Annotated in this window: 18 protein-coding genes; 2 read left to right on the forward strand and 16 right to left on the reverse strand. The window is 71.1% G+C overall.

The genetic code is table 11. The features are described from left to right. Positions 1-21 precede the first annotated feature (21 nt). From ACWCQS_RS32265 to ACWCQS_RS32315, 11 genes are all read right to left on the reverse strand, one after another. Positions 22-1,575 (reverse strand): acyl-CoA synthetase, encoded by a 1,554-nt coding sequence (locus ACWCQS_RS32265; RefSeq protein ID WP_451007731.1) that lies wholly within the window; start codon positions 1,573-1,575, stop codon positions 22-24. Beyond that, positions 1,572-2,681 (reverse strand): NAD(P)H-dependent flavin oxidoreductase, encoded by a 1,110-nt coding sequence (locus ACWCQS_RS32270; protein ID WP_451007732.1) that lies wholly within the window; start codon positions 2,679-2,681, stop codon positions 1,572-1,574. The genes ACWCQS_RS32265 and ACWCQS_RS32270 overlap by 4 nt, the downstream gene beginning before the upstream one ends. A gap of 79 nt (positions 2,682-2,760) precedes the next feature. Continuing rightward, positions 2,761-4,329, reverse strand: coding sequence for a phytoene desaturase family protein (locus ACWCQS_RS32275; protein WP_451007733.1), 1,569 nt, complete (start codon positions 4,327-4,329; stop codon positions 2,761-2,763). Between the two features lie 792 nt (positions 4,330-5,121). Further along, positions 5,122-7,353, reverse strand: coding sequence for a tetratricopeptide repeat protein (locus tag ACWCQS_RS32280; protein ID WP_451007734.1), 2,232 nt, complete (start codon positions 7,351-7,353; stop codon positions 5,122-5,124). A gap of 116 nt (positions 7,354-7,469) precedes the next feature. Next, on the reverse strand, positions 7,470-8,312 hold the full coding sequence (locus ACWCQS_RS32285; protein ID WP_451007800.1) for an oxygenase MpaB family protein: 843 nt from the start codon (positions 8,310-8,312) through the stop codon (positions 7,470-7,472). A 152-nt stretch (positions 8,313-8,464) separates the two neighbouring features. Beyond that, positions 8,465-8,698 carry a hypothetical protein gene (locus ACWCQS_RS32290; protein WP_451007735.1) on the reverse strand — a complete coding sequence of 78 codons (234 nt, stop codon included), beginning with the start codon at positions 8,696-8,698 and terminating at the stop codon, positions 8,465-8,467. 473 nt (positions 8,699-9,171) lie between these two features. After that, positions 9,172-9,384: a hypothetical protein gene (locus ACWCQS_RS32295; RefSeq protein ID WP_451007736.1), complete on the reverse strand. Its 213-nt coding sequence runs from the start codon at positions 9,382-9,384 to the stop codon at positions 9,172-9,174. Positions 9,385-9,466: 82 nt separating this feature from the next. Next, positions 9,467-11,485 carry an acetoacetate--CoA ligase gene (locus ACWCQS_RS32300; RefSeq protein ID WP_451007737.1) on the reverse strand — a complete coding sequence of 673 codons (2,019 nt, stop codon included), beginning with the start codon at positions 11,483-11,485 and terminating at the stop codon, positions 9,467-9,469. Next, positions 11,482-13,104: a bifunctional 3-(3-hydroxy-phenyl)propionate/3-hydroxycinnamic acid hydroxylase MhpA gene (gene mhpA / locus ACWCQS_RS32305; protein ID WP_451007738.1), complete on the reverse strand. Its 1,623-nt coding sequence runs from the start codon at positions 13,102-13,104 to the stop codon at positions 11,482-11,484. The genes ACWCQS_RS32300 and mhpA overlap by 4 nt, the downstream gene beginning before the upstream one ends. Next, complete coding sequence (locus tag ACWCQS_RS32310) at positions 13,101-14,039, reverse strand: fumarylacetoacetate hydrolase family protein (RefSeq protein ID WP_451007739.1); 939 nt, start codon at positions 14,037-14,039, stop codon at positions 13,101-13,103. Before ACWCQS_RS32310 ends, mhpA begins: the two co-directional genes overlap by 4 nt. Next, entirely contained in the window at positions 14,036-15,181 is a 1,146-nt protein-coding gene (locus ACWCQS_RS32315; protein WP_451007740.1) for a VOC family protein, read from the reverse strand. Before ACWCQS_RS32315 ends, ACWCQS_RS32310 begins: the two co-directional genes overlap by 4 nt. A 137-nt stretch (positions 15,182-15,318) precedes the next feature. Between ACWCQS_RS32315 and ACWCQS_RS32320 the strand changes: the two genes are divergently transcribed. Beyond that, positions 15,319-15,954: a TetR/AcrR family transcriptional regulator gene (locus tag ACWCQS_RS32320; protein WP_451007741.1), complete on the forward strand. Its 636-nt coding sequence runs from the start codon at positions 15,319-15,321 to the stop codon at positions 15,952-15,954. Between the two features lie 140 nt (positions 15,955-16,094). Here ACWCQS_RS32320 and ACWCQS_RS32325 read toward each other — a convergent pair whose 3' ends face one another. The 3 genes from ACWCQS_RS32325 to ACWCQS_RS32335 all read right to left on the reverse strand — a co-directional run bounded on the left by ACWCQS_RS32325 (position 16,095) and on the right by ACWCQS_RS32335 (position 20,979). Further along, positions 16,095-16,313, reverse strand: a complete 219-nt coding sequence (locus tag ACWCQS_RS32325) for an amidohydrolase family protein (RefSeq protein WP_451007742.1) — start codon at positions 16,311-16,313, stop codon at positions 16,095-16,097. Between the two features lie 496 nt (positions 16,314-16,809). After that, entirely contained in the window at positions 16,810-17,094 is a 285-nt protein-coding gene (locus ACWCQS_RS32330; protein WP_451007743.1) for a hypothetical protein, read from the reverse strand. A gap of 6 nt (positions 17,095-17,100) precedes the next feature. Next, positions 17,101-20,979, reverse strand: a complete 3,879-nt coding sequence (locus tag ACWCQS_RS32335) for a hypothetical protein (protein WP_451007744.1) — start codon at positions 20,977-20,979, stop codon at positions 17,101-17,103. 201 nt (positions 20,980-21,180) lie between these two features. Between ACWCQS_RS32335 and ACWCQS_RS32340 the strand changes: the two genes are divergently transcribed. Continuing rightward, positions 21,181-22,155, forward strand: a complete 975-nt coding sequence (locus tag ACWCQS_RS32340; protein ID WP_388633531.1) for a helix-turn-helix domain-containing protein — start codon at positions 21,181-21,183, stop codon at positions 22,153-22,155. 120 nt (positions 22,156-22,275) lie between these two features. Here ACWCQS_RS32340 and ACWCQS_RS32345 read toward each other — a convergent pair whose 3' ends face one another. Together ACWCQS_RS32345 and ACWCQS_RS32350 are read right to left on the reverse strand one after the other, a co-directional pair. Beyond that, positions 22,276-22,413, reverse strand: coding sequence for a hypothetical protein (locus ACWCQS_RS32345; RefSeq protein WP_451007745.1), 138 nt, complete (start codon positions 22,411-22,413; stop codon positions 22,276-22,278). 133 nt (positions 22,414-22,546) lie between these two features. Next, positions 22,547-23,785: a hypothetical protein gene (locus tag ACWCQS_RS32350; RefSeq protein WP_451007746.1), complete on the reverse strand. Its 1,239-nt coding sequence runs from the start codon at positions 23,783-23,785 to the stop codon at positions 22,547-22,549. Positions 23,786-23,964 lie beyond the last annotated feature (179 nt).

The following is a 23,964-nucleotide window of genomic DNA, read 5'->3' on the forward strand; positions in this document are numbered from 1 at the left end:
GTCCGACGGCCGGGGCCGTGGTCACACCGGCCGCGTCCGCCCCGCCCAGTACGGGTCCCGCAGCCGCCGCTTGTACAGCTTGCCGTTGGGGTCGCGGGGCAGCTCGGCGATGAAGTCGACGCTCTTGGGCCGCTTGTATCCGGCGAGTCGCTCGGCGCAGTGGTCGAGGAGGGCGGCGGCGAGGGCCGGGCCCGGCTCGTGGCCGGGGGCCGCTTCGACGACGGCCTTGACCTCCTCGCCCCAGTCGTCGTGCGGGATGCCGAAGGCGGCCGCGTCGGCGACGGCGGGGTGGGACAGCAGCACGGACTCGATCTCGGCGGGGTAGATGTTGACCCCGCCGGAGATGATCATGTCGATCTTGCGGTCGCGGAGGAAGAGGTAGCCGTCCTCGTCGAGGTAGCCGAGGTCGCCGACGGTGAAGAAGTCACCGATGCGGTTCTTGCGGGTCTTAGCCTCGTCCTTGTGGTACGAGAAGCCGCCGGTGCTCATCTTCATGTAGACGGTGCCGAGTTCACCGGGCGGGAGCCGGTTGCCGTCGTCGTCGAAGACCGCGAGTTCGCTGATGGACCAGGCCTTGCCGACCGTGCCGGGCTTCTTCAGCCAGTCCTCGGCGGTGGCGAAGGCGCCGCCGCCCTCGCTGGCCGCGTAGTACTCCTCCACACAGTGTCCCCACCAGTCGATCATGGCCCGTTTCACATGGTCCGGGCAGGGGGCGGCGCCGTGGATGGCGTGCCGCATGGACGAGACGTCGTAGCGGGCCTTCACCTCGTCCGGGAGGGCCAGCAGGCGATGGAACTGGGTGGGGACCATGTGGGTGTGGGTGCACTTGTGGCTGTCGATGAGGCGCAGCATCTGCTCGGGCGTCCACTTGTCCATCAGGACCAGGCGGTGGCCCAGGTGCAGGGACGCACCGGCGAACTGCAGGACGGCCGTGTGGTACAGCGGTGAGCAGACGAGGTGCACGTTGTCGTCGAACGGCTTGATGCCGAAGATCCCGAGGAAGCCGCCCAGGTAGGCCTCCTCCGGTGCCTTGCCGGGCAGCGGACGGCGGATGCCGCGCGGGCGTCCGGTCGTACCCGAGGTGTAGTTCATGACCCAGCCGAGTTCCCGGCCCCCGGGAGCGGACTCCGGTAGTCCGTCGAGGAGTTGGCCGTACGGCCGGAAGCCGGCGACCTCGCCGACCGCGTACCGGTGGGTGGCGGGCAGTCCCGCCTCGTCTGCGGCGGACCGCGCGGCGGATGCGAACCGCTCGTGGGCGATGAGCGCCTTGGCGCCGGAGTCGGCGACGATCCAGGCGATCTCGGCGCCGACGAGATGGTGGTTGACCGGGACCAGATAGAGGCCTGCCTGGGTGGCGGCCAGGTAGGCGGTGACGAGCTCGACACCGTTCGGCAGGACGACGGCGAAGGCGTCGCCGCGTTCCAGACCGGCCGCGCGCAGCCCGTGGACGAGCCGGTTGGCGGCGCCGTGCAGTCGTCCGGCGGTCCACTCCTCGCCGTCGGGGGCGACGAGGACCGTGCGGCCGGGCTGCCGGGCGGCCTGGGCCCAGAATCCGGCGGGGGGCGTGCTGGTCACTTGCCGCTCCTTCCTGCGATGCGGTTGATGCGGTCCACGGCCTTCTCGAAGCCGCGGGTGAGGTCGTCGAAGACGGCCTGGACGCTGCGTTCGCTGCTCATCCGGCCGACGATCTGCCCGACCGGCGTGCCGAGCAGCGGTTCGACCTCGTACTTCTGGATCCGGGAGACCGCCTCGGCCACCAGCAGGCCCTGCAGCGGCATCGGCAGGGTGCCGGGTCCGGCCGGGTCCGCCCAGGCTTCGGTCCATTCGGTACGGAGCTGGCGTGCGGGCTTGCCCGTGAGGGCACGGGAGCGGACGGTGTCGCCGGACCCGGCGGCGAGCAGCTTGCGGGTCAGGGCGGGCGAGTGGAGGTCCGCTTCTGTGGTGGTCAGCCATATAGAGCCCAGCCACACGCCCTGCGCGCCGAGTGTGAGTGCGGCCGCCACCTGCTGTCCGCTGCCGATGCCGCCGGCGGCGAGGACGGGCAGCGGGTCGACGGCTTCCACGATCTCGGGGGTGAGCACCATGGTGGCGATCTCGCCGGTGTGGCCGCCGGCCTCGTAGCCCTGGGCGACGACGATGTCGATGCCGGCCTCCTGGTGCTTGCGGGCGTGCCGGGCGCTGCCCGCGAGCGCGGCGACCTGCACGCCCCGGTCGTGGGCGCGGGCCACGACGTCGGCGGGCGGGGAGCCGAGGGCGTTGGCGAGCAGCTTGATCGGGTAGTCGAAGGCGACGTCGAGCTGGGTGCGGGCGACCTGCTCCATCCAGCCGGTGATACGCCACCCGGACGCCTCCCCCTCGGCCAGCTCGGGGACGCCGTACTTGGCGAGGGTGTCCCGCACGAACTGCCGGTGCTCCTGCGGGATCATCGCCTCGACGTCGGCTTCGGTCACGCCCTCGACCTTCTTCGCGGGCATGACGACATCGAGCCCGTAGGGGCGGCCGCCGGTGTGCGCGGCGAGCCAGTCGAGGTCGCGTTTGAGGTCGTCGGGGGCGGTGTAGCGGACCGCGCCGAGCACGCCGAAGCCGCCGGCCCGGCTGATGGCCGCGGCGACGGCGGGGAACGGCGTGAAGCCGAAGACGGCGTGCTCGACTCCGAGTTTCCTGCTCAGCTCCGTCTGCATGGGCGCAGGATGCCGCAGCGGGCCGGACGACGGAAGAGCCTTTCTGACGTTCCGTCAGATTGTTTTGCCGAGCGGCGCCTTACGCAGTGGTGGCCTCCAGCACCGCCATCGCCGCGTTGTGTCCCGGTACGCCGCTCACCCCTCCCCCGCGCACGGCGCCCGCGCCGCACAGCAGGACGTTCGGGTGCCGGGTCTCCACTCCCCAGCGGCCGGTCCCCTCCTGGGCATAGGGCCAGGACAGGGCGCGGTGGAAGATGTTGCCGCCGGGCAGCCGGAGGTCCCGCTCCAGGTCCAGCGGGGTCTTGGCCTCGATGCAGGGACGGCCGTCGGCGTCGGTGGCCAGGCAGTCGGTGAGGGGTTCGGCGAGGTGGGTGTCGAGCTGGGCGAGGGTGGCCTTCAGCAGTTCCTCGCGCACGGCGTCGTTGTCCCGGTCGAAGAGGCGGGCCGGGGTGTGCAGGCCGAACAGGGTGAGGGTCTGGTAGCCGCGCTCGGCGAGGTCCGGGCCGAGGATGGTGGGGTCGGTCAGGGAGTGGCAGTAGATCTCCGAGGGCGGCACGGCGGGGAGTTCGCCGGCGGCGGCCTGGGCGTGGGCGGTGGCGAGCTGCCGGTAGCCCTCGGCGATGTGGAAGGTGCCGGCGAAGGCCTCCCTCGGGTCGACCGCCGGGTCGCGCAGCGCGGGCAGCCGGGTGAGCAGCATGTTGACCTTGAGCTGCGCGCCCTCGGCGGGCTCGGGTGACGGGTCGCCGGTGAGGGCGGCCAGTTCCTGCGGGGAGGCGTTCACCAGGACGTGCCGGGCGGCGGCGACGCCCTCGCCGTCGGCCGTGCGGTAGGTGACCTCGGCGGAGTGCCCGTCGGTGGCGATCCGGACCGCCTCGTGCCCGGTGGCGAGGACCGCGCCCGCCGAACGGGCCGCGGCGGCCAGGGCGTCGGTGAGCGCGCCCATGCCGCCGACGGGCACGTCCCAGGCGCCGGTGCCGCCGCCGATGACGTGGTAGAGGAAGCAGCGGTTCTGGGCGAGGGAGGGGTCGTGGGCGTCGGCGAAGGTGCCGATCAGGGCGTCGGTGAGGACCACGCCCCGGACCAGGTCGTCCGTGAAGTTCTCCTCGACGGCGACGCCGATCGGCTCCTCGAACAGGGCCCGCCAGGCGGTCTCGTCGTCGATGCGGCGGCGCAGTTCGTCACGGGCGGGCAGAGGCTCGGTGAGGGTTGGGAAGACGCGTTCGGCGACGCGCGTGGTCATGCCGTAGAAGCGCTGCCAGGCCTGGTACTCGCGCTCGCCGCCGGTCAGCCGGGCGAAGGCCTCCCGGGTGCGCTGTTCACCGCCGCCGACGAGGAGTCCGGTGGGCCGGCCGTCCCGCTCCGCCGGGGTGTACGAGGAGATGGTGCGGGCGCGCACCTCGAAGTCGAGTCCGAGATCGCGCACGATCTTCTGCGGCAGCAGGCTGATCAGGTAGGAGTAGCGCGACAGCCGGGCGTCCACACCGGCGAAGGGGCGGGTGGAGATCGCGGCGCCGCCGGTATGGTCCAGCCGCTCCAGCACCAGCACCGAACGGCCGGCGCGGGCAAGGTAGGCGGCGGCGACCAGGCCGTTGTGGCCACCGCCGACGATGACGGCGTCGTAGGTGCGGGTGTGCTCGTTGGCAGGCATGGTTCTTCGTAACACGTGGTGATCCATTGCGGCCAGGGGTGTGCCTCGGGCGGGGGGACGGGTGGCATCACCTGCGAGGCGAGTAGCGCCCGGCGGGGGCCGGGCGGATCGGCCGGGGGGCGGGTGGCAGCAGCCCGGGGCAGGGTGACGTCGGCCGAGGGCCGGGGGGCATCGCACGGGCGGGCCGGCGGCAGCGGCCTGCGGGCGGCGGCGCCGGGGAGCAGCAACCGGGCGGCCGGGGGCCCGGGGCAATCGGCCGGGCGAGCGGGCGGCGTCCGGCGGGCGGGCGGCGTCCGGCGGGCTGGGGGGATCCGCAGGGGGGCGGGTGGCAGCAGCCCGGGGCAGGGTGGCGTCGGCCGGGGCCGGAGCCGGCGGCCGAGGGCCTGGGGGCATCGGCCGGGCGAGCGGGCGGCAGCAGCCAGCGGGAGGGTAGCGTCCGACGGGGCCGGAGAGCAGCAGCCGGGCGGCCGGGGGTGGCCGGAGCAGCAGCCGGGCGGCCGGGGCAGGCGGCCTCCGACGCGCGGACTTGATCAGGCGACCGATGGCGGGCGGTCCCTCACGCGCCCCTGAGCAGCCTCTTGCGCCCGGCACCCCGGTCACACGCCCGGACCAGGGCCTCCAACCCGACACCCACTAACAGGCCCAGGATCAGCGCCCCGGACCAGCAACCCCAACTTCGGCCACCACCCACACGCCCAACTTCGGCCCCCGGTCACACGCCCGGACCAGCAACCCCGACCCCGGCACCCGCTCACACCGCCCGGATCAGGTGACCGCGGCAGGAGAGTTTCCTCAGGCTCCGCCCGGCGCATGCCGGCGGTGGATCACCGCGACCCTGCGGTACAGCTCGCCGGCCTCGGTGTTCCGGCCGAGCCGCTCCAGGCAGTGGGCCTCGTCGCCGCGCGCGGCGAGGGTGTCGGGGTGGTCCGGGCCGAGGATCTGCTCGCGGGTGGCGGCGACCCGCCGGTACTCGGTGAGGGCCTCCGCCCAGCGACCCAGCCAGCCGAGCGCGACCGCGATCTCGCGGCGGCTGACGAGCGTGTCGGGATGGGCGGGTCCGAGGATCTGCTCCCGGAGCAGACAGACGTCGCGGGCCTCGGTCAGGGCGTCCTCCCAGCGGCCGAGCCGGCCGAGGTTGACCCCGAGGCCGTGCCGGGCACGCAGGGTCTCGGGGTGGGTGGGGCCCTGGACGCGGGTACGGTCCACGATCAGCTCGCGGTACAGGCGCAGGGCGTCCGCGCTGCGGCCGAGGCGGCCGAGGCTGAGGGCGGCCTCGTAGCGGGCGGCGAGAGTGTCCGGGTGGTCGGCGCCGAGGACGCGTGCTCTGGCCCCGGCGACCTCGCGGTAGATGCCCAGCGCTTCCTCCCAGCGCCCCGACTGTCCCTGGGCGTAGGCGACTTCGCAGCGCGAGACCAGGGTGTCGGGATGCTCGGCACCGAGCACCCGGGCCCGGGCGGCGGCCACCTCCAGGGCCGTACGGCCGGCTTCGTCCAGGCGGCCGAGCCGACCGAGGGTGCAGGCGAGGTTGTGGCGGCAGCGCAGGGTGTCGGGGTGGTCGGGGCCCATCGTGCGCACCCGGGCGGCCAGTACCTCCGCGTACACCTGGTGGGCCTCGAAGTGGCGGCCCAGTCGGCCGAGCGCATAGGCCGTCTCCTGGCGGGCGGCCAGGGTGTCGGGATGGTCCGCGCCGAGGACGCGCGCTCTGGCCTCGGCGAGGTCCGTGTAGGCGGCCAGCGCCTCGGCGACCCGGTCGGCCCGGACGAGGGCGAAGGCCGCCTCGTAGCGGCTGGCCAGGGTCTCGGGGTGGTCGGGACCGAGGAGCGCGGCCCGTTCGGCGGCCACCGCCCGGTGCGCCTCGCCCGCCTCGGCCCACCGGCCGAGCCCGGCGAGCCGGACGGCCTCGCGGTGCCGTGCGCTGCGCTCCACGGGGGGTGCCGGCACGGGCCGTCCAGCGCCCGCGGGGCCGTTGTGGCCGGTCGCGGAGTTCCCCGCGCCCTGTTGCGGCGCTGCAGCCCACCGGCACGACAGCATCGCCCCCGAGGCCGGCGGCAGCGCGCCGAGGCCGGTGCCGAGCGCCTTGGGGCCGGTGGTCATGCCGTGGGTCCAGGCCGGCGACCGGCTCCTGCCCCCGGCGTCCGGCAGCGCGGACCCGACGGCCTCGGGGAAAGCGCCTGTTGCGCGCCGGCCCCCGAGTCGACGGACCAGCTCCCCCGCGTCGTTCGGCCGTTCCTGGGGCCGTTTGGCCAGCAGGTCGAGGATGATCCGCTCGAGGTGACCGGGAAGCTCCGGGCGGTGTTCGCGTGGGGGCCGGGGTGGGGTGTCGCGGTGGCCGATGAGGATCGCCCAGGCGTCCTCCAGGTCGAACGGCGGTGCCCCTGTGGCGATTTCGTACAGCACGCAGCCCAGCGAGTACAGGTCGCTGCGCCGGTCCACCGCGTCGCCGCCGATCTGTTCCGGGGACATGTAGTGCGGGGTGCCCAGCGCGACGCCGGTGCCGGTCAGCCGGGCGGTGAAGCCGATGTCACGGCCGAGCCGGGCAATGCCGAAGTCGCAGATCTTCACGGTCCCGTCGGTCAGCTGGACAACGTTGGCCGGTTTCAAGTCACGGTGTATGATCCCCTGTTGATGGGTGTAGGCGAGGGCGGCGGCGACCTGTGCGGCGATGTCCTGCACGTCCTCCACCGGCAGCGGATGGCCCTTGTTGTCCTGCAGCAGCCGGCTCAGATCGCGGCCCTCCAGCAGTTCCATCACCAGAAACGGGACCCCGTCGGACTCGCCGAAGTCGTGGACGACGGTCACCCCGCGGTGCGAGAGGCCGGCGGCCACCCGGGCCTCACGGCGGAAGCGCTCGCGCAGGACCCCCACGAGGGACGGATCGTGGTACGGGCCGAGCGGCTTGAGGCACTTCACGGCGACCAGCCGGCCCAGGGACTCGTCCCGGGCCCGCCACACCTCGCCCATCCCGCCCCGCCCGATCAGGTCGAGCAGCCGGTACCGGCCCTGAACCAGCCTGTTCTCGCCCATAGCGATCCGCCGCCCCCGTCGCCGTCCGCCCCACCGCCAGGGGACCTGCTCGGCACCGCGCCGCGCCACGTCGGCCCGATCCGCGCCACACCCCCCTGCTCGTCCAGTATGGCGGCCTATCGCCCGACTTTGTATGGTGCCGGACGCGCCCCCGGTCCGAGCCGCGCCATGGCCCGCAGGATGTGTTTGGGCGGCAGTTGCCAGCGCACACGTGCGGGAACGCACCGCAGCAGCGCGCCCGTGGCCCGCAGCCGACGGGTGACGACGGCGGGTGCGGGGGCCGCTCTGCCGTACAGCTGATGGGCGTACGGCGGCAGGGAGGCGTAGGCCAGTTGGGCCACGCGCCGCCACAACACCTCGCGCGCCGGGACGAGAAGGGGATGCGTCGGCGGTCGGAGCAGGAACTCGTCCACCTCGCGTGCCTCGGATCCCGCCGCCAGCTCGGGCCGTACCGTCTCGAAGTACGCGGCGAGTTGGGCCCGGCTCGCGGGTACGGTCTTCGGATCGAGTCCCACCAGGCGCGCGCTGACCCGGTGTTCGGCCGTGTACCGGTCGGCCTGGGCGTCGGTGAGCGGGAAGCCGGAGCGGCGCAGCACGTGCAGATAGGAGTCGATCTCCGCGCAGTGCACCCACAGCAGCAGCTCGGGTTCATCGACGCCGTACCGCTCTCCGGTCTCCGGGTCGGTCGCGGTCAGCATGCTGTGGATCTTGCGTACGCGGGCGCCGGCGCGCTCGGCGGCCTCGGTCGTGCCGTAGGTCGTCGTACCGACGAAGTTCGCGGTGCGCATCAGCCGGCCCCAGGCGTCGCGCCGGAAGTCGGAGTTCTGCATGACGCCGCGCACCGCGCGCGGGTGCAGGGCCTGGAGATAGAGCGCGCGGATCCCGGCGATCCACATCATGGGGTCGCCGTGCATCTGCCAGGTCACCGAGCTCGGCGTGAACAGCCCGGGGTCGCCCATGTCCGCAGGTGTCACCACAGCCACTGGTTGTCACCTCTTGTCGCTGTCCGGCCGACGGTGCTGCGCGCGCCAGTCCAGCACCGACGACACCGATCACGCGTCTCGAAGCACGGCTCCGCCACCCGTCACTGCCCAGGTTGACAGCGGATCATTCACAGCCGGGCCAAGTCCTCTCCGGCGGCGACTGCTGCCGGGGCTTGGACACAAACCACGAGCGTGCACACCATGGACCAGGAGAAGGTGAGCGCCACGCTTGCCGCGCCGGCGTCCCGGGCCGCGACTTCGGCTGTGACCGAGCTCGCGAGTCTAGTTGGCACCAGGCCACGTTCACGACCTGCACTGATGCCAAGCGGCTTCAGCGGCCGGAGCGGCAGAATCAGCGACATGGTTGGCACTTTGGTACAGCGCAGGTCATGAGGCGTGTGTCGCCATAGCGGGGCCGGAGATCTTCGGCGGCGACAGCCTTGATATGAACGCGGCAGCCACATCGCCGTGTTCCTGCGAGGCGAGAAGCTGCTCTGGACGGCAAGCCGTACCGCTCGCGCCAGTATGCGTCTGTCGGTCCATGACCGCGGGAACAACACTTCCCGCTTCCGCTTGAGCCACCCGCCGAGCTCCCGCGAGACGGCTGGGGACAGCCACCCATTGGCAGTCGCGTCATCGATGCCCGGCCTGAAGCGGTACGCCTCTTGGATCGCCCCTACGAATTCAGCCGCGGTCGCTTGGACGACACGGTCCCGGAGGAAGGTCCCGTTCAGGTCTGCCTTCTCCCTCAGCGTAGCCGCGTACATCCTCTCCTCCGCCGTCACCCCTGCGGCACTTCGCGGCACCTTCAACGTTCGCCGGCCCTCCTGCCGCTCTAGGGGTTCCCGCTGGCACTCCCCTCGCCGTTGGAGGTGTCCCGCTGCTCCCTCTCGTCCGAAGCGGAAACATCCTGGGACTCGGTCAGCAACTCCAGAAGGGCGGCGTCCGCCTTCTGCCGGTCCTCTTTCGTCAGCACAACAGGCGCATTGCTGTAGACGGTGTACCGCTTCGGATCGATGATGTTCGCGGCCCTCAGCGTGAAGGTCAAAAGCGGGCGCCACCCCTTGCGGTGGCCGACTCTTACCACGCGTCGGGGCAGGCTCTGTTGGGGCCGAGCCTTTGGTCGTCGGTCACATGTCGTGTGCTGACCGCTTGGTTCGCTCTGCGCCCAACCGGGCGAAGTAGGCGACCAGTTCGGGATTGTCGACCGCCGCGGGGTTGAGGACCTGCTCGGCGGGGGCGCCCTGAAGGAGGCGCTTGACCGGGACCTCGAGCTTCTTGCCGGTCTTCGTGTGCGGGATGGCCGGCACGGCGAAGATCTCGTCGGGGACGTGGCGGGGGGAGGCGCCGGTGCGGATCGCATCGCGAATCCGGTCGCGCAGGGAATCGTCCAGCTCGATCCCGTCGGCGAGGACCACGAAGAGCGGCATCCAGTAGCCGCCATCGGGTTCTTCTGCGCCGATGACGAGCGCCTCGGTGATTTCGGGGAGGTGCTCGACGATGTCGTGGATGTCGGCGCTGCCCATGCGCACGCCGTTGCGGTTGAGGGTGGCGTCGGAGCGTCCGTGCACGATCACCGAGCCGTGGGAGGTGAGGGTGATCCAGTCGCCGTGCCGCCATACGCCCGGGTAGGCGCCGAAGTAGGCGCCGCGGTAGCGGCTGCCGTCGGGGTCGTTCCAGAAGTACAGCGGCATCGACGGCATGGGCCGGGTGACGACCAGTTCACCCACCCGGTCGGTGACGGGAAAGCCTTCCTCGTCGTAGGCGGCCAGTGCCACCCCCAGGTTGGGGGCGGACAGCTCTCCCGCCCAGACGGGGGTCGTGGGGGCGCTGCCGGCGAAGCCGGAAACGACATCGGTACCCCCGCTGGTTGAGGCCAGCTGGACGCCTGCGCCGACGTGGTCGCGGACCCAGGGGTAGGCGGAGGCGGGCAGGGCGGAGCCGGTGCATCCGATGACGCGGATCGCCGACAGGTCGTGCACGGCGGGGTCGACGCCGAGCTTGGCCATGGCCAGCAGGTACTGGGGACTGGTGCCGAAGACGGTGACCTTGTGGCGGGCCGCCAGCTCCCACAGGATGTCCGGATGAGCGAGCGGCGCGGGACTGCCGTCGTAGGTGCAGATGGTGGCACCGGTCAGCAGGGTGGATACGGCCAGGTTCCACATCATCCAGTGGGTCGTGGTGTACCACAGCAAGCGGTCCCCGACGCCCAGGTCGCAGTGCAGTCCCAGGGTCTTGAGGTGCTCCAACAGGACGCCGCCGTGCCCGTGGACGATGCCTTTGGGCAGGCCCGTGGTACCGGAGGAGAACACGACCCACAGCGGGTGGTCGAACGGCACTGGGTCGATGGTGAGGTACTCAGTACGGGAGGCCGCTTCCTCCCACGGGACACTCAGCCTTGTGTGCCCGTTCTCGGGCCAGTCGAGGTCCACGTGGTCCACAAGCACCGTGGCCTTCAGCGTCGGCAGGGCGGCGGCCAGGTCGAGCGATGCGGCCCGGCGGTCGTGCGTGGTGCCGTTGAAGAGGTAGCCGTCCGCGGTGATGAGGACCGTCGGTTCGAGCTGGGCGAAGCGGTCGGCGGCGGCCTTGGGGGCGTAGTCCTGGCCGCACACCGACCACACCGCGCCCAGGCTGGCGGTGGCGAGGAAGGCGATGACAGCATGCGGGGTGTTGGGCAGGTAGCCCACCACCCGGTCGCCCTGGCCGACGCCCAGATCGCGCAGAGTGGCTGCGACGGAGGCGACCTGGGCGCGCAGCTGCCGGCCCGTGATCTCGTAGCCGGCTCCGGTCTCGTCCAGTGCGGTGATCGCGGGCGCGTCCGGGTCCAGGTTGCGCAGCGCGTGGTGGGTGTAGTTGAGGGAGGCGCCCGGGAACCAGCGCGCACCGGGCATGGTCTCATCGGCCAGCACACGCTCGTACGGAGTCGTCGCGTCGACGTCGAAGTACTCCCACACCGCCGCCCAGAACCCTTCCAGGTCGGTGACCGACCACTGGTACAAGGCCTTGTAGTCGGTCGGGGCTTCGCCGCCCAGGGCGTCCCGGTGTCGGACGGCCCAGCGGGCGAAGTCCGCGATGCGGCTGCGGGCGGCCGTCTCCGGGTCGGGAGTGAAGAAGGGATCCGGGTACGGCGCGAGGTGCGGGGTGGTCATGGTGCGGTGCTCCTCGGCAGGGGGTCGGGCCGGGCTTCGGCGGTGCGGCGGGCCGTGTGCAGCAGTGGGGCCCAGGTGGTGGTGCCCGTGAAGTCACCGGTGCCGGTCGGGACGGTGTCCATCACGACACGGTCGGGGCGCAGCAGGACGGCGTCCGATCTGCCGCGTGCGAGCCAGGCGGCCAGGGTGCCGTCGTCCCCCAGGTCGCCCACGCGGATCGCGGGGGCGCCCAGTGCAGAGGCCATGGCCGTCATCCGCGGTGTCGGCGGTACAGCGGTCAGGACCGCGAAGGAGTCCCCGAGGACGTCGTCCAGGCGCACTCGCCTGCCGTCGTGTCGTACCCAGGGCTGCGGGCAGAAGGTTCCGGCCAGTGCGCGGCCGGCAAGCCGGGGGCGGCGCCGTACGAGTGGGCCGGCGGTCAGGGCGGGGCTGAGGTCACGGCTCACTGCCGCGGTCACGCCGGGGATGCGGCAGGCCGTTCCCACGACGGCCCGACGGAATGCCGCACCGCGGCCCTGGCCGCCGGTCATGGCCCAGCCCACTGCGACCGCGACACGGATCAGGTGGCGTGCGTGCGGCTTGCGTTCGCGCTCATAGGTGTCCAGCAGTCCGTCGTGTGCGCCCTGTTGGAGGACGCGGGCGAGTTTCCAGGTGAGGTTGTAGGCATCGCGCAGGCCGGCGCACAGGCCCTGCCCGACGAAGGGAGGAGTGAGGTGAGCGGCGTCGCCCAGCAGAAAGACCCGGCCCTGGCGCCAGCGGTCGGCGAGGCGGGCCCGGAAGGTGTACTGGGCCTGCCGGATCACCTCGAAGTCGTCGCCCTCCGGCCCGTCGGACGGCAGATCCACCCAGGGGGCGACCAGCTCGCGTAGACGCTCCCGCCCCTGTGGGCCGTCCAGGCGCTCGTCGTCGTCCAGCCGGAACTCCCAGCGGTAGCGGTCCTCGCCGACCCGCATGTAGGTGGCCGGGCGGATGGCGCAGCAGATCTGCTCGGCTCCCTCCCAGCTGTTCACCCGGCGGCTGGTGCGCACGTCGATGACCCGCCAGCTCTCCTCGAAGTGCAGGTCCTCCCAGACGGCGCCGATGGCATCGCGGGTGAGGCTGCCCGCACCGTCGCAGCCGAGGACGGCGTCGGCCCAGAGGTGCTCCTCCTCGTCGCTGCCGTCGCGGCGGAAGGTCACCCGCACCGGAGCCGTCCCGTCGGCGGGCTGCGTGACGGACACGACCTCCACGCCGCCCCACAGCTCGCACTCGGGGCGGCGCGCCAGAGCGCCCCTCAGCAGGCGCTCCAGCTCGGGCTGGTCGAACATGTTGGTCTGCGCGAAGCCGTGGTGGCCCTGCAGGGAGCGCGGGAACTCGGTGATCAGGCGGCGCCGGGGATCCAGGAGCCGCAAGCCCGGTGCCGGGCGCGAGACGGCTGCGAACTCCTCGTGGATGCCGACGTTCTGCAGGATCCGGCAGATCTCGTCGTCCGCGACGACGGCGCGTGGCAGGGGGTAGATGTCCCGGTGGCGTTCGAGGAGCAGGCTGCGCACCCCGTGCCGGGCGAGCAGGAGGGCGGCCGTGACCCCGACCGGTCCCGCGCCGATGATCACTACCGGTCTCCGGGTTGCTGCGCTCACCTCGCGTCCGCCACAGCGGTCCGCTGCTCACCGAGGTCGATCCGCCCGTCCGGGGTGGCGATCGTGGCGGTGATGAGGTCACCGTCGCGCAGGTAACGCGGGTTCTTGGCCTGGCCCTTGAAGAACGCCTTCCACCTCGCCGCGGGCGGAAGCAGCGCACTGATCTTCGCGACCGGCGCGGGCGGGGCCTTCAGGGCGGTGCCGCCGGGGGTGCCGGTCAGCAGCAGATCACCCGGGTCGAGGGTCTGGAAACGGGAGAGCAGGGTGAGCGCCTGCGCGGGCCGTACGATCATGTCGGCGAGCGTGCGGTCCTGACGCGGTACGCCGTTGACGTTCAGCCGCAGCCGCAGCTTCAGCAGATGGGCGAAGTCCTCGGGCTCCAGCAGCGCCAGGTACGGACCCGTCGGCGTGAAGGTCGGGTACGACTTGCTCTCGTAGAACTGGGTCTTGGTCAACTGGACGTCGCGGGCGCTGACGTCGTTGGTCAGGACCAGGCCGGCGACGTAGCGCGGGAGGTCCTGCTCCTCGACGACGGTGCCCACCGGCAGGGGTGCGCCCATGACGAGGCCGAGTTCCACCTCGTAGTCGAGGAACTTCACGTGCGACGGGCGGACGATGGTGTCGTGAGCACCGCTGACCGAGCCGGAGGCCTTGCGGAAGAAGGTGGGCGGGATGTCGCCGGTGAAACCGGAATCCTTGGCGTGGCTGCGGTAGTTGACCATCTGGGCGACCACCCTGCAGGGGGTGGTGACCGGGGGCAGTGCGACCAGGTCGACGACGGGCGTGCCGCTGTCGGTGGAGGCGGCGGCTTCACGGACCGCGTCCCGGTCGGCGAGCAGTTCCGCGGTGGTGACGGCCTTGGTGTCGATGCGGACGGCGCGCTCGTCGCGGACGACCCACCAGCCGTCGGAGGTGCGCAGCACGTTGGTGCTCATGAGCTCATCGCTTTCATCAGGCCCAGCAGGCGTGCGGGGTCGAGTTCGTTGTCGTCGCGCAGGGCGGTCATGACCTCGCGCAGCTTGGCCGGGGACGGGCTCGCGCCCAGGAAGTCACGCGTGACCGGCGGGCCCCACTGGGCCAGTCCGCTCGCCGACATCGGCGCCCACCCTGGTTCGAGGTCGCAGGAGAACAGGTCGCCGTCGGCGAAGTGCTCCAGCATGAAGTGGTCGGGGTCGCGCCAGTAGTCGAAGAGCTGGCTGCCCTGGATGTGCCGGCCGATCCCCCAGCTGCGCTTGTATCCGCGCTCGGCGAGGTACTCGCCGCCAGCGGCGATCGAGTCGAGGTCGGTGACCTGGTAGGCGGAGTGGACGTATCCGGTGCCGGGCCCCAGGTGCAGGGCCAGTGTGTGGTGGTCGACCGCCAAGCTGCCCTGGTCACAGCGGATGAATGCCATGGTCGGCCCGCGACCGCGCTGCCCGTCGAGGAACAGGAAGTCGGACACGATCATGCCGAGGGTGTCCAAGTACCAGTCCAGGGTGCGAATGAACGACCTGGTCTCCAGCACCACATGACCGAGGCGTTGAATGCGCGACGGCTCGCGCGGGGGCCGCTGGGTGGCGTTCGTACGACGGTGGTCCGCGCCGAAGTTCAGGATCAGCGGCTCCTGCTCGGGCAGCGCGGGCAACTGCTCGCCGCAGTACACGACGCGGACCGGTAGGCCGGAGGGGTCGAGCAGGGAGATCGACTTTCCTCCCCCCGGTACGTTGATGTCCCGGACGGTGTTGCCGGTGGCTGCGGCCAGCCGATCCAGGTCGGCGCGCTCGGCCGCCCGGAACGCCGGCCCGACGAAGCGGGACGCATGCCCACGCCGGATGACCATGCAGGGTGGGCCCGCGAAGGTACCGCGCAGCCAGAGTGCCTCCTCGGTGCGTGCGGCGATCGCGAACCCGAAGTCGCGCGCGAACACCTCGGCCCGGTCCAGGTCCGGCTTCTCGAACTCCAACCAGGCCAGGTCCGCCACCTTGATCACGGGGTTCTGGGACCGGCCGGGATGTTCGCCGCGTAGAGCCCCCTGCTCGCTGTGGAGGTCTTGATGGGGCGTCGGCGGATCAGCCCTGTTAACGGAGATGTGGGACATGGTGTCCTCCAAGCAACACTGCTGTAATGAGGAAATCATCAACTTTGCCAACTCTCATCGTCAATAGGGCGCGGTCAAATAATTGAGGATCTCATCAGTAATGGCACACTCATCGCGACGGTGGTTACACTCGCCGTATGCCGACGTCAGCCCCGCCCAAGAACCGCTTCGAGCGGCGCCGTGCCGAAACCCGTCAGGCGCTCGTCCGTGCGGCCCGACAGATCCTCGCTGAGACCGGGGACACCAGCGCCAGCATCCAAGCCATCGCCGAGCGCGCGGATGTGGGTTTCGGCTCCTTCTACAACCACTTCGAGTCCAAGACGGAGCTGTTCGACGCCGCGGTGACCGACGCCCTGGAGGAGTTCGGTCAGCTCATTGACGAGCGGGTAGAAGGGATCCACGACCCGGCCGAGCTGGTCGCCGCCGGCTTCCGGCTCACCGCGAGGATGGCGGACTCCCACCCCGAGCTCACGCGGATCCTGCGTGATCGCGGTCTGGCCTACATCCACTCCGACCGCGGCCTGGCCCCGCGAGCGCTGCGCGACCTGGAGATCGGCATCGCCTCGGGTCGCTTCGACTGCGCCAACGCGACCACCGCCCTGTCCGCCGTGGGCGGCACCCTCATGTCCCTCGTGGCGCTCCGGCTGGCCCGCCCCGACCTCGACGGCGACGAGGCCGCCTCAGACCTGGCCGAAATGGTCTTGCGCATGCTCGGCGTCCCCGCGGACGACGCCCGTGAGGTCACCCGGCGCCCGCTGCCGGACCTCGACTGACGGCTGAGCAGACACTACGTCTTCGGGAACCCTTGTCGTAGTCGTGGAAGCGGCTGCGCGCCTTCAATGCACTGGGGCGGTGGGTGCCATCCGGGGGCGTCAGCGCAGACGAACGCCAGGGCCAGGGTGCGCCTGGCCGGTTACACGCCACGAAGTCCCGGAAGCAGCTTGGCGGCGTTCTTATCGGTGATTCGCCGCCAGGTGGTGTCGGCTGGCTGCTCCGCGGCATCCACGGAGGCGATCTGCGCGGCGGCGCCGGCGGCCGGGGTCCAGCAGTAGTCGCTCCCGTACAGCAGCCGGTCGCTGCCGAACGCCCGGACGAGGGCGGGGACCTGGTGCGGAAACGGGGTTCCGGCCATGTCGAACCACAGACGCCGCAGCTGTTCCTGGACCGTGGGGCCGTTGCGGGCACCGCTGTCGAAGGCGGAAGAATTCCGGTGAACACCATGTCGCGACCCGCTCTGGTGGAGTCGAGGAGGAACTCAGCATCGGCCGCGGCCGGCCCATGACACCGCCTCGTGGCAGGGCGGAGAGGTCGAGTGGACGAAGTCCACGCTCTCCCCGCTGTCGAGCCTCCTCCACAGCGGGGGGAAGAGGGGCGAAGTGTCCGAAGCGGTCCAGATGAGTGCGCATCACGTAGGCCGCGAACTCGTTGACCTTGCGGGTCAACGTACGTGCGTCGGAAAGCCCCGCATGCCGTCGGGTTACAGGATCTCGGCTCCCTCAGCCGCCTGCCAATAGGCGGGCGTCACGAAGTGCCCGTGAACGTCGAGTGTCGAGAGGCCCCTGTTGACGCCACTGACAGCACGTCGCCCCCCGCACAGCGGTGGGGCGACGTGCCGCGCCTGGACGTTGCTACTTCATGGCCGCCAGGGCCGCGTCGACACCCGCAGCGGGCGATCCGAGGCCGGTGACGGTGTCATAGCCGGGGCCGGCTGTGCATTCCGTTCCGCAGCCGCCGTTGGAGCCGGAGGTGACGTCCCGCAGGTAGGTGCTTCCGAGGGCATATACGTCGGTGTGTGCCGTGTCCCCGTCCCGGCCGTTCGAGGCCAGGTGGGGCTTGCCGGCGGTGGCCCGGAGCTGGTCCGCCGATGCGATGATCGCACCCCAGATCGGGGCGGACAGGCTCGTGCCGCCCACCTTCAGTCACACCGAATGGGTGGTGCCGCCGTAGGTCATCGTCAGGTACACCGGCACGCCGGTGACGGGGTCGGCCACGAAACTGACGTCCGGTGTGGCCCGCAACGGCGAGGACTGCACGCCGTCCTGGTAGGCCGGGCGCGGCTCGAAGTAGCTCAAGCCGCCGCCGGTGGAGTTCCACGCCGTCTCGCTCACGGTGTTGCCGTTTGCGTCCAGTTGGAGGTTGGTGCCTCCGATGGCCAGCACGTAGGGGTTGGTGGCGGAGTAGCCGGCGGGGTGGCCGGCGTCCCCGGTGGACTGGACGCAGACCGAGTCGGCCAACTTGCAGTGGCCGTCGTAGAAGCCCTCCTCGGAGAACTCGCCTGCACCCCAGCTGTTGCTGACGGCGGACGGGTGCAGTGCCGCGGCGGCGTCATCGGCCCGGGACAGCGCGGCCATGGTCGGGTCCTCGGCCTCGACCAGGACAATCTTGGCGTGCGGGGCGACCGAGTGCGCCCACTCGATGTCCAGTGCCTCCTCCTCGTTCCAGCCGGTGTCCGCCTCGGGCTGGGTGCCGTCCGCAGAGACCTGCTGGAAGTCGAAGCAGTCCGCCCCCGCGCTCACCGTGTCGCACGTCTTCGGCAGGTTGAAGTGTGCGGAGAAGTGGTTCAGGTCGTCCTTCGCCGTCGGGTAGTGGTAGGCGTCGACGATCGCGATGGTCTGGCCGGTGCCGTCACCCTTCAGCCCCAGGCGTGCCTGGATCTGCTGCGGGGTGTAGCCGGGGACGACCTCCTTCGCGTTGTCCGCGCCCATGCTCAGCTTCTTGGCTGCCGGAGTCCTCGTCTGAATCTTGATCGGGTCCGAGGCGGTGCCGAGCGGCATGCCGAGGTCCTTCAGCGGGCTCGCGCTGCGGATCTGGTCGCCGTGGAACTGAGTGGCCTTGGCGGCGGCCTTGGGGGCCGCGGCCGATGTGCCGCCGCTCGGAGGGCTCGGGACCCGGGTGGGCTCGTCCTCGGAGAGCTTGTACGTGGTCAGGCCGTGCGGGAAGTAGTCGATGTCGTTGACGCCGTCGCCGATCGCCTGGGCCGAGATGTTGAGGGCCCGCCAGTCGAGCGCGAGACCGATCATGTCGTCACCCGGCCCGTCGCCCAGTTGCACGGTCTGGACCTGGCTCGCCCCCAGGGCGGAGTCCGTGGCGCTCTCGCGCAGGAACCCGTCGTTGGCCGCAAAGGGGGTGTCGTAGGACCACAGGGCCTGGTAGGCGCCGACGAACGCTTCGGTACCGCCGGCGGACTTGGCGAACACCCCGGAGTGGAAGCCGAAGAACGTGGGCACGTCGTAGGGCGCCCCACCGTCCGCCGGGTACACATAGTCGTTGAACTCGCGCATCTCGACCATGCCGGTCTTCTTGGACGCGACGAAGCCCTGCGACATCCCAGGGCCTTCATAGTTCTTGAGCACCGCGCCGGTGCGGGAGTCGAGGATCTGTACCAGGTGCTGGTAGGTGTGGAAATCGCCGGTGTACGCGAAGGCGACACCATGCCCGTCCGCGCTCGGAATGGTCGGATCGGCCAGGGCAGGGTTGGTCGGCACGATCGCGACGGCACCGGAATCGGAGGGGGTCTCGGTCCAGTTCGGGGCGCCGGTGGCGGCGTCCAGGCTGACCGCCGTCGGCGCCGGGTCGGTGGCCTGCGTGGGCAGGCCACCCTGGTGTGTCCCGCCGTACTCGAAGAACAGGTGTCCGGCACCGTCCGTGGTGACGCTGGAGAACACCAGGCTCTTGCCCGCCGTGCCCTTCGGCTGGTACGTCCACAGCGTCTTGCCCTGCGCTGTGTAGGCGGTCAGGCTGCTACCCGGGACGACGATCTCGGAGCCGCCGTGGCCGTCGCCCACGACCGTGAGCGAGGCGACGTAGCCGCCGGTGTGCACGTTCGCGCGTACCTTCCCGGTGTGCGTGTCCAGCACGGCGAAGCCGTGGTCGGTCGCGGCCACCACGCAGTCGCCGGCCGCGTCCTTGCCAGGCTTCGGCAGCAGACCCAAGGTGTGCACCGAACTGTCGACCGTGGCCCGCCACAGAACGGTCGGCGTCCCCTTCCTCAGGGTCCTGCCGTCCAGCGCGAAGATCCCGCGGCTCTGACCGCCGGTGATCAGGTCCTTGACCCCGTCGCCGTTCACGTCCGTGGCGACGGCCGCGTAGGGGTCGCCGGCCAGGGGCATGGCCTGCAGCGTGCCGCTGCGGGGATTGACCGTGTAGGCGGTGTCGTCATAGCCGACGGTGAGGAGTCCGCCCTGGTACTGGGTGAGAGTGTCGCCGGAGATGGCGCCCTCCTGCCGCCAGTCGCGGTGACCGGTCGCGGCGTTCAGCCCGATGAACTGGGTGTGCTCGGGACCCGCGGGGGTGGCGGCGGTGCCCGTGGTCGGGTCGGAGAGCGAGGCGAACACCTCCCTGCCCTTCGCATCCGAGGACAGCTCCATGGTCAGGGCGTTCTGCCCGCCGACCGTGGAGGCAGTGGTGGCGGACCACAGAGTGCGGCCCTGGGCGTTCCAGCCGGAGATGGTGCTCTGGCCGCCCGACATGTCGGCGTTGATGCCTTGCTCCGCGACCGCGAACCGGGGCTGCCCGGCGTGCGCGTCCGGCAGGACGTGGAAGGCCTCCGGCACGGTGCCCTCGCGCGAGGTGATGACCGTTCGCTCGCCACTGTGCGCGTCCATCGCGGTCAGGTCCCAGCGCACTGTGTCGAAGGGGTCGGTCTGCTCGACCACCAGGACGCGGTCCGCGTCCGGGTCCTTGACCAGCATGCGCGGGTAGCCGGGGGTCTTGGTACGTGCCGCGACACCGCCGTCGGAGGTGTCGATCACCAGCACGTTGCCGTCGGCGGGCCTCGGGCTGCCCAGGTCCATGGGGGTGTCGGACCAGGACGCGGCGATCCGGTCGGCGCCCATCGACGTCAGATCGCCCCAGTACGCCCACGGCGCGTGCGTCGAGTAGGTCCAGTCGGCGGTCCCGGTGAGCCCGCCGCGAGCGGCGCGGCTGAAGCTGTAGGCGGTCAGGTTGCTGCGGCTGTCGCCCTGTTCGGCCACCGGGTCGCCGGACCAGTCCGGACCGACGGTGTCGGCGACGATCAGCTTGCCGTCCTGGACCAGCATGTTGCCGACATAGCCGGGAATCAGCTTGCTCCACGCGGTGTTCCCGGTACGGCCGTCCAGAATGGTGACGAAGGTGCCGTAGTCCACCTTCGAATCGGGCGAGGAGAACGGCCGGAACGGCCAGTCGCCCACCGCGTAGGCGACGGCGACGTCCCGCACACCGTCCCCGTTGAAGTCGCCCGTCACGTACGGATGCCTACCGGTGGCCGACATCTGGTACGGGTTGTACCCGGCGTAGAGATTCGGCAGGTACGGGTAGGGCTGGAACCAGTTCTTGGCAGTCACCTGCCAGTCGTTGTACAGCGAGGTCGCTCCGCGGCTCCACACCTGCTTGCCCTCGGCGTCGTATCGAGCGACGGTGCCGCCGCTGAAGACGCCCACCCAGTCCTTGGTGCCGCCGAGCACCACGGGTTCGGCGAAGCCTCGAGCGGTCTCCCACTGGCCGGTCCGCTTGAAGCCCGGGACGGCGGACGAGGCGCGCATGTGCTCGCCCGAGGCCGACGTCAGGCTCGGCTTCGTGCCGGGCAGCGGCGGGGTGGCAGCGGCGGGGCCCTCCTGGGCGGCGACCTGCCCGGGGGTGCCGTCGATCCGAGGTTGGTAACGCTTGCTGAGCTTTTCCAGGGCGCCGGCAGTCAGCCGGATGCCTTTCGCGCCGTGCGGAGGGTCTGCCGCAACCGGCGGTGCCGCCAGCAGGCCGGCGGCCAGCCCCAGCACGGTGGCGACCATGCCGACGCGTATGCCCTTCATATGCATGCTCAACTGATCACGCACCTTTCGGATGTCTCGTCTGGAGGAAGAGCGGCTTGCGTCGACGGATGCGCTGGTGAACCGCCCTGCAGGGGATGGCAGTACTGTTCCAGCGCACACGTCCCCGCGGGCGACGTACGACTGGCCGCTACCGGTCAGCAGCCGAAAGCGGCCACGCCCCGCCTCGGCCGAACACAGGAGGGAGGCGAGCCGGTGCTGGAGTCCCTGGGTCTGGACGATCCGACTGAGCGCACCTATCGCCACTTGTTGGCTTCTCCGCCGGTGACCGCGACGGAGCTGGCCAGGCACCAGTCCTGCAGCACCGCACAGGCCCGTCGCATGCTGGACGACCTGGTCGCAGCGGGCCTCGCGGTGCCCTCGGCGAGCCGGCCCACCCGCTACGCCCCGCTGGATCCGCGGATCGGTCTGGCCGCCCTGATCCGTGCGCGCCGTCTGGAACTGGAGCGCGCGGAGGCCGCGCTGGACGCCTACGGCGCCGAGTTCAACGAGCGCAAACTGAGCTCCGACCCGAGTCGACTGGTGGAGATCATCGAGGGGCCGACAGCGATCAACGACTGGCTGACCGAGCTGATGGCGGGCGCCGAGCACGAGGTGCTGTGCTTCGACACCCCGCCCTATCTGTCCGCTGACGCAAGTGCGTTGCAGTTCGAGGAGGACCTGCTGGCCCGAGGCGTGCGGGCGCGGGCTGTCTATTCGAGCCAGGTGCTGGCCGTCCCCGAGCGCGCGGAACTGCTCCAGCACCTCGTGTCGCTCGGAGAGCAGGCCCGGGTCTTGCCCCATGTGCCGTTGAAGCTGCTGGTCTTCGACCGCCGCGATGCCCTGGTTCCGCTCACCGCAGGCGCCGACGGCCTGCGCACCACGGCCGCCCTGGTCCACCGGTCACCGCTGTGCGACGCCCTCGTCGACCTCTTCGAGGCGAGCTGGCAGCAGGCCACCCCGGTTTTCGGCAGCGAGGCCCGGCAGACGGAAGCCCATCCTGAGCTCAGCGAAAGCGACCGCAATCTGATCCATCTGCTCCATGCCGGGCTGAAGGACGAGACCATAGCGCGCCAAGTGGGCCTGAGCGAACGCACGTTGCGTCGGCGCATCGCCGACCTCACCGCCCGCCTCGGGGCGACGAGCCGGTTCCAGGCGGGTGCACAGGCCGTTCGCCGCGGCTGGATCTGATCCCCCCGGGCGCTTTGCCCCATAGCGGGGGCCGAACGACCGTGGGCGCCGGTGCGCCCTCGGGCACCGGCGCCCACTCACCCCTGCCCAGAGGTGGTCTGTTGAATTGGTGTCGAGGTATCAGGGGGCAAGGATGAGACGGATCGGATCCCGGATCTCAATCTCCAGACGGATGGCCGCCTCAGGGGCGTCCGTGAGCGGGGTGTGGTCGGTGATGAAGGGGTCCAGGTCGAGTCGGCCGCTGGAGGCAAGCTGCACCAGTTCGACGACGCCCTCCGGCGTGGCGCAGGAGTGCCCGTGAGCCGGCTTCTGCAGGTAAAGGAACCGTTGCGGCGGGGGCCGGGAGGCGCGCGGAGGGACAGGTACACCGCGCGCCTCGCGGCGTCTGGGGTCAGGCGAAGACGTCCTGCTGGTAGCGCCCGTCCGCTTCGAGCTGGGCGAGCCACTGCTGGGCGGCCTCGTCGTCGCTGCCGGTGTGCTTCCGGTAAATGACGGCGAGTGCCTCGCGCACGGCGGGTGCCATGCGGCGGCCGTCGGCGCAGACGTAGATGTACGCCCCGTCCTGGATGGCCTGCCACACGGTGTCGGCGGCACCCGCGATGGCGTCCTGCACGAATCGGGCCGGGTGGCCGGTCACCGCGGAGTAGGCGGTGTGCACCTGGGCGATCCCAGCCTGCTCCCAGTCCTGCATCTCCTGCCGGTAGAAGTAGTCGTGCTCCGGGTGCCGGCAGCCGACGAAGACCTGGGACAGGCCCACCTTCGTGCCGCTCTCCTGCTGCCATGCGCGCTCCTCCAAGAAGCCGCGCAGCGGCGCGATGCCGGTGCCGGGGCCGATGAGGATCAGCGGCGTGGCGGGGTCGGCCGGCGGAGCGAACGTGGGGGAAGGAACGCGCACGTAGCCGTAGAAGACGTCTCCCGGCTTCAGGCCCGCGATGTACGACGAGCACAGGCCGCGGTACTGGCCGCTGCCGGAAAGGGCGGGGCCTTCGAGGAGCCCGACGGTCAGGCGTACATGACGCGGGTTGGCCGGCGGGGCGGAGGAGATGGAGTAGAAGCGAGGACGGATCGGTCCCATCATCTCCAGGAAGACCGCCAGCGGCAGTTCGACTGCCGGGAAGCGCTCCAGCAGATTCAGCACCGAGACCCGCTTGCCGAGTATCTCCTTCTGGTACCGCTCCTCGGCCTCCTCGGTGTCGGCCGTGTACGCCTCCAGCTGCGGCCTGGTCCACGGGCACGGGGTGTGCTCGGCCAGGATCCGCAGCTGGGCGCGGGTGGCCACATCCTGGAGTTCCAGGAACTCGGTGAGCAGCAGGCCGGCGGTGACAGGGACGCCGACCGGCAGGTGTGTCCGGCCGCCGCCGGGCTGGTCGAACCGGAGTACCTGGTCGTAGTCGACGCCGAGCCGTGCCAGCGCCCGGTAGACCAGGGCGGGGTCGTTCTTGGCGAAGACCGCCAGGTGGTTGCCGGTGTCGTAGCTGACACCCTCCGGCAGCTCGACGGTGATGGACTTCGCGGCCGGCCGCGGCGGCTCGATGCTGAAGTCCCACAGACCGGTCGGGTCACTGACCAGTTCCTCGTTGGCGACGACGGTCAGCGGGTAGGCCTGCTCGGAGACGATTGCGGGGCGCACGTCCGCCTCGGTGAGCAGCTGTATCCGGTAGCGCGGCGCGCCGTCGTCGGAGGTGTCGGCGGCGTACTCAGCGGATCGGCCTGTGGTGTCCGCAGCGGCGGCGTGAGGCGTCGGGTCGGCTTTCTGTGACGCGTGCAGAAACTTTACGTGCGGGTGTGCCGGCAGCGGCATCCCCGCCC

The organism is Streptomyces sp. NPDC002076, from assembly GCF_053593835.1.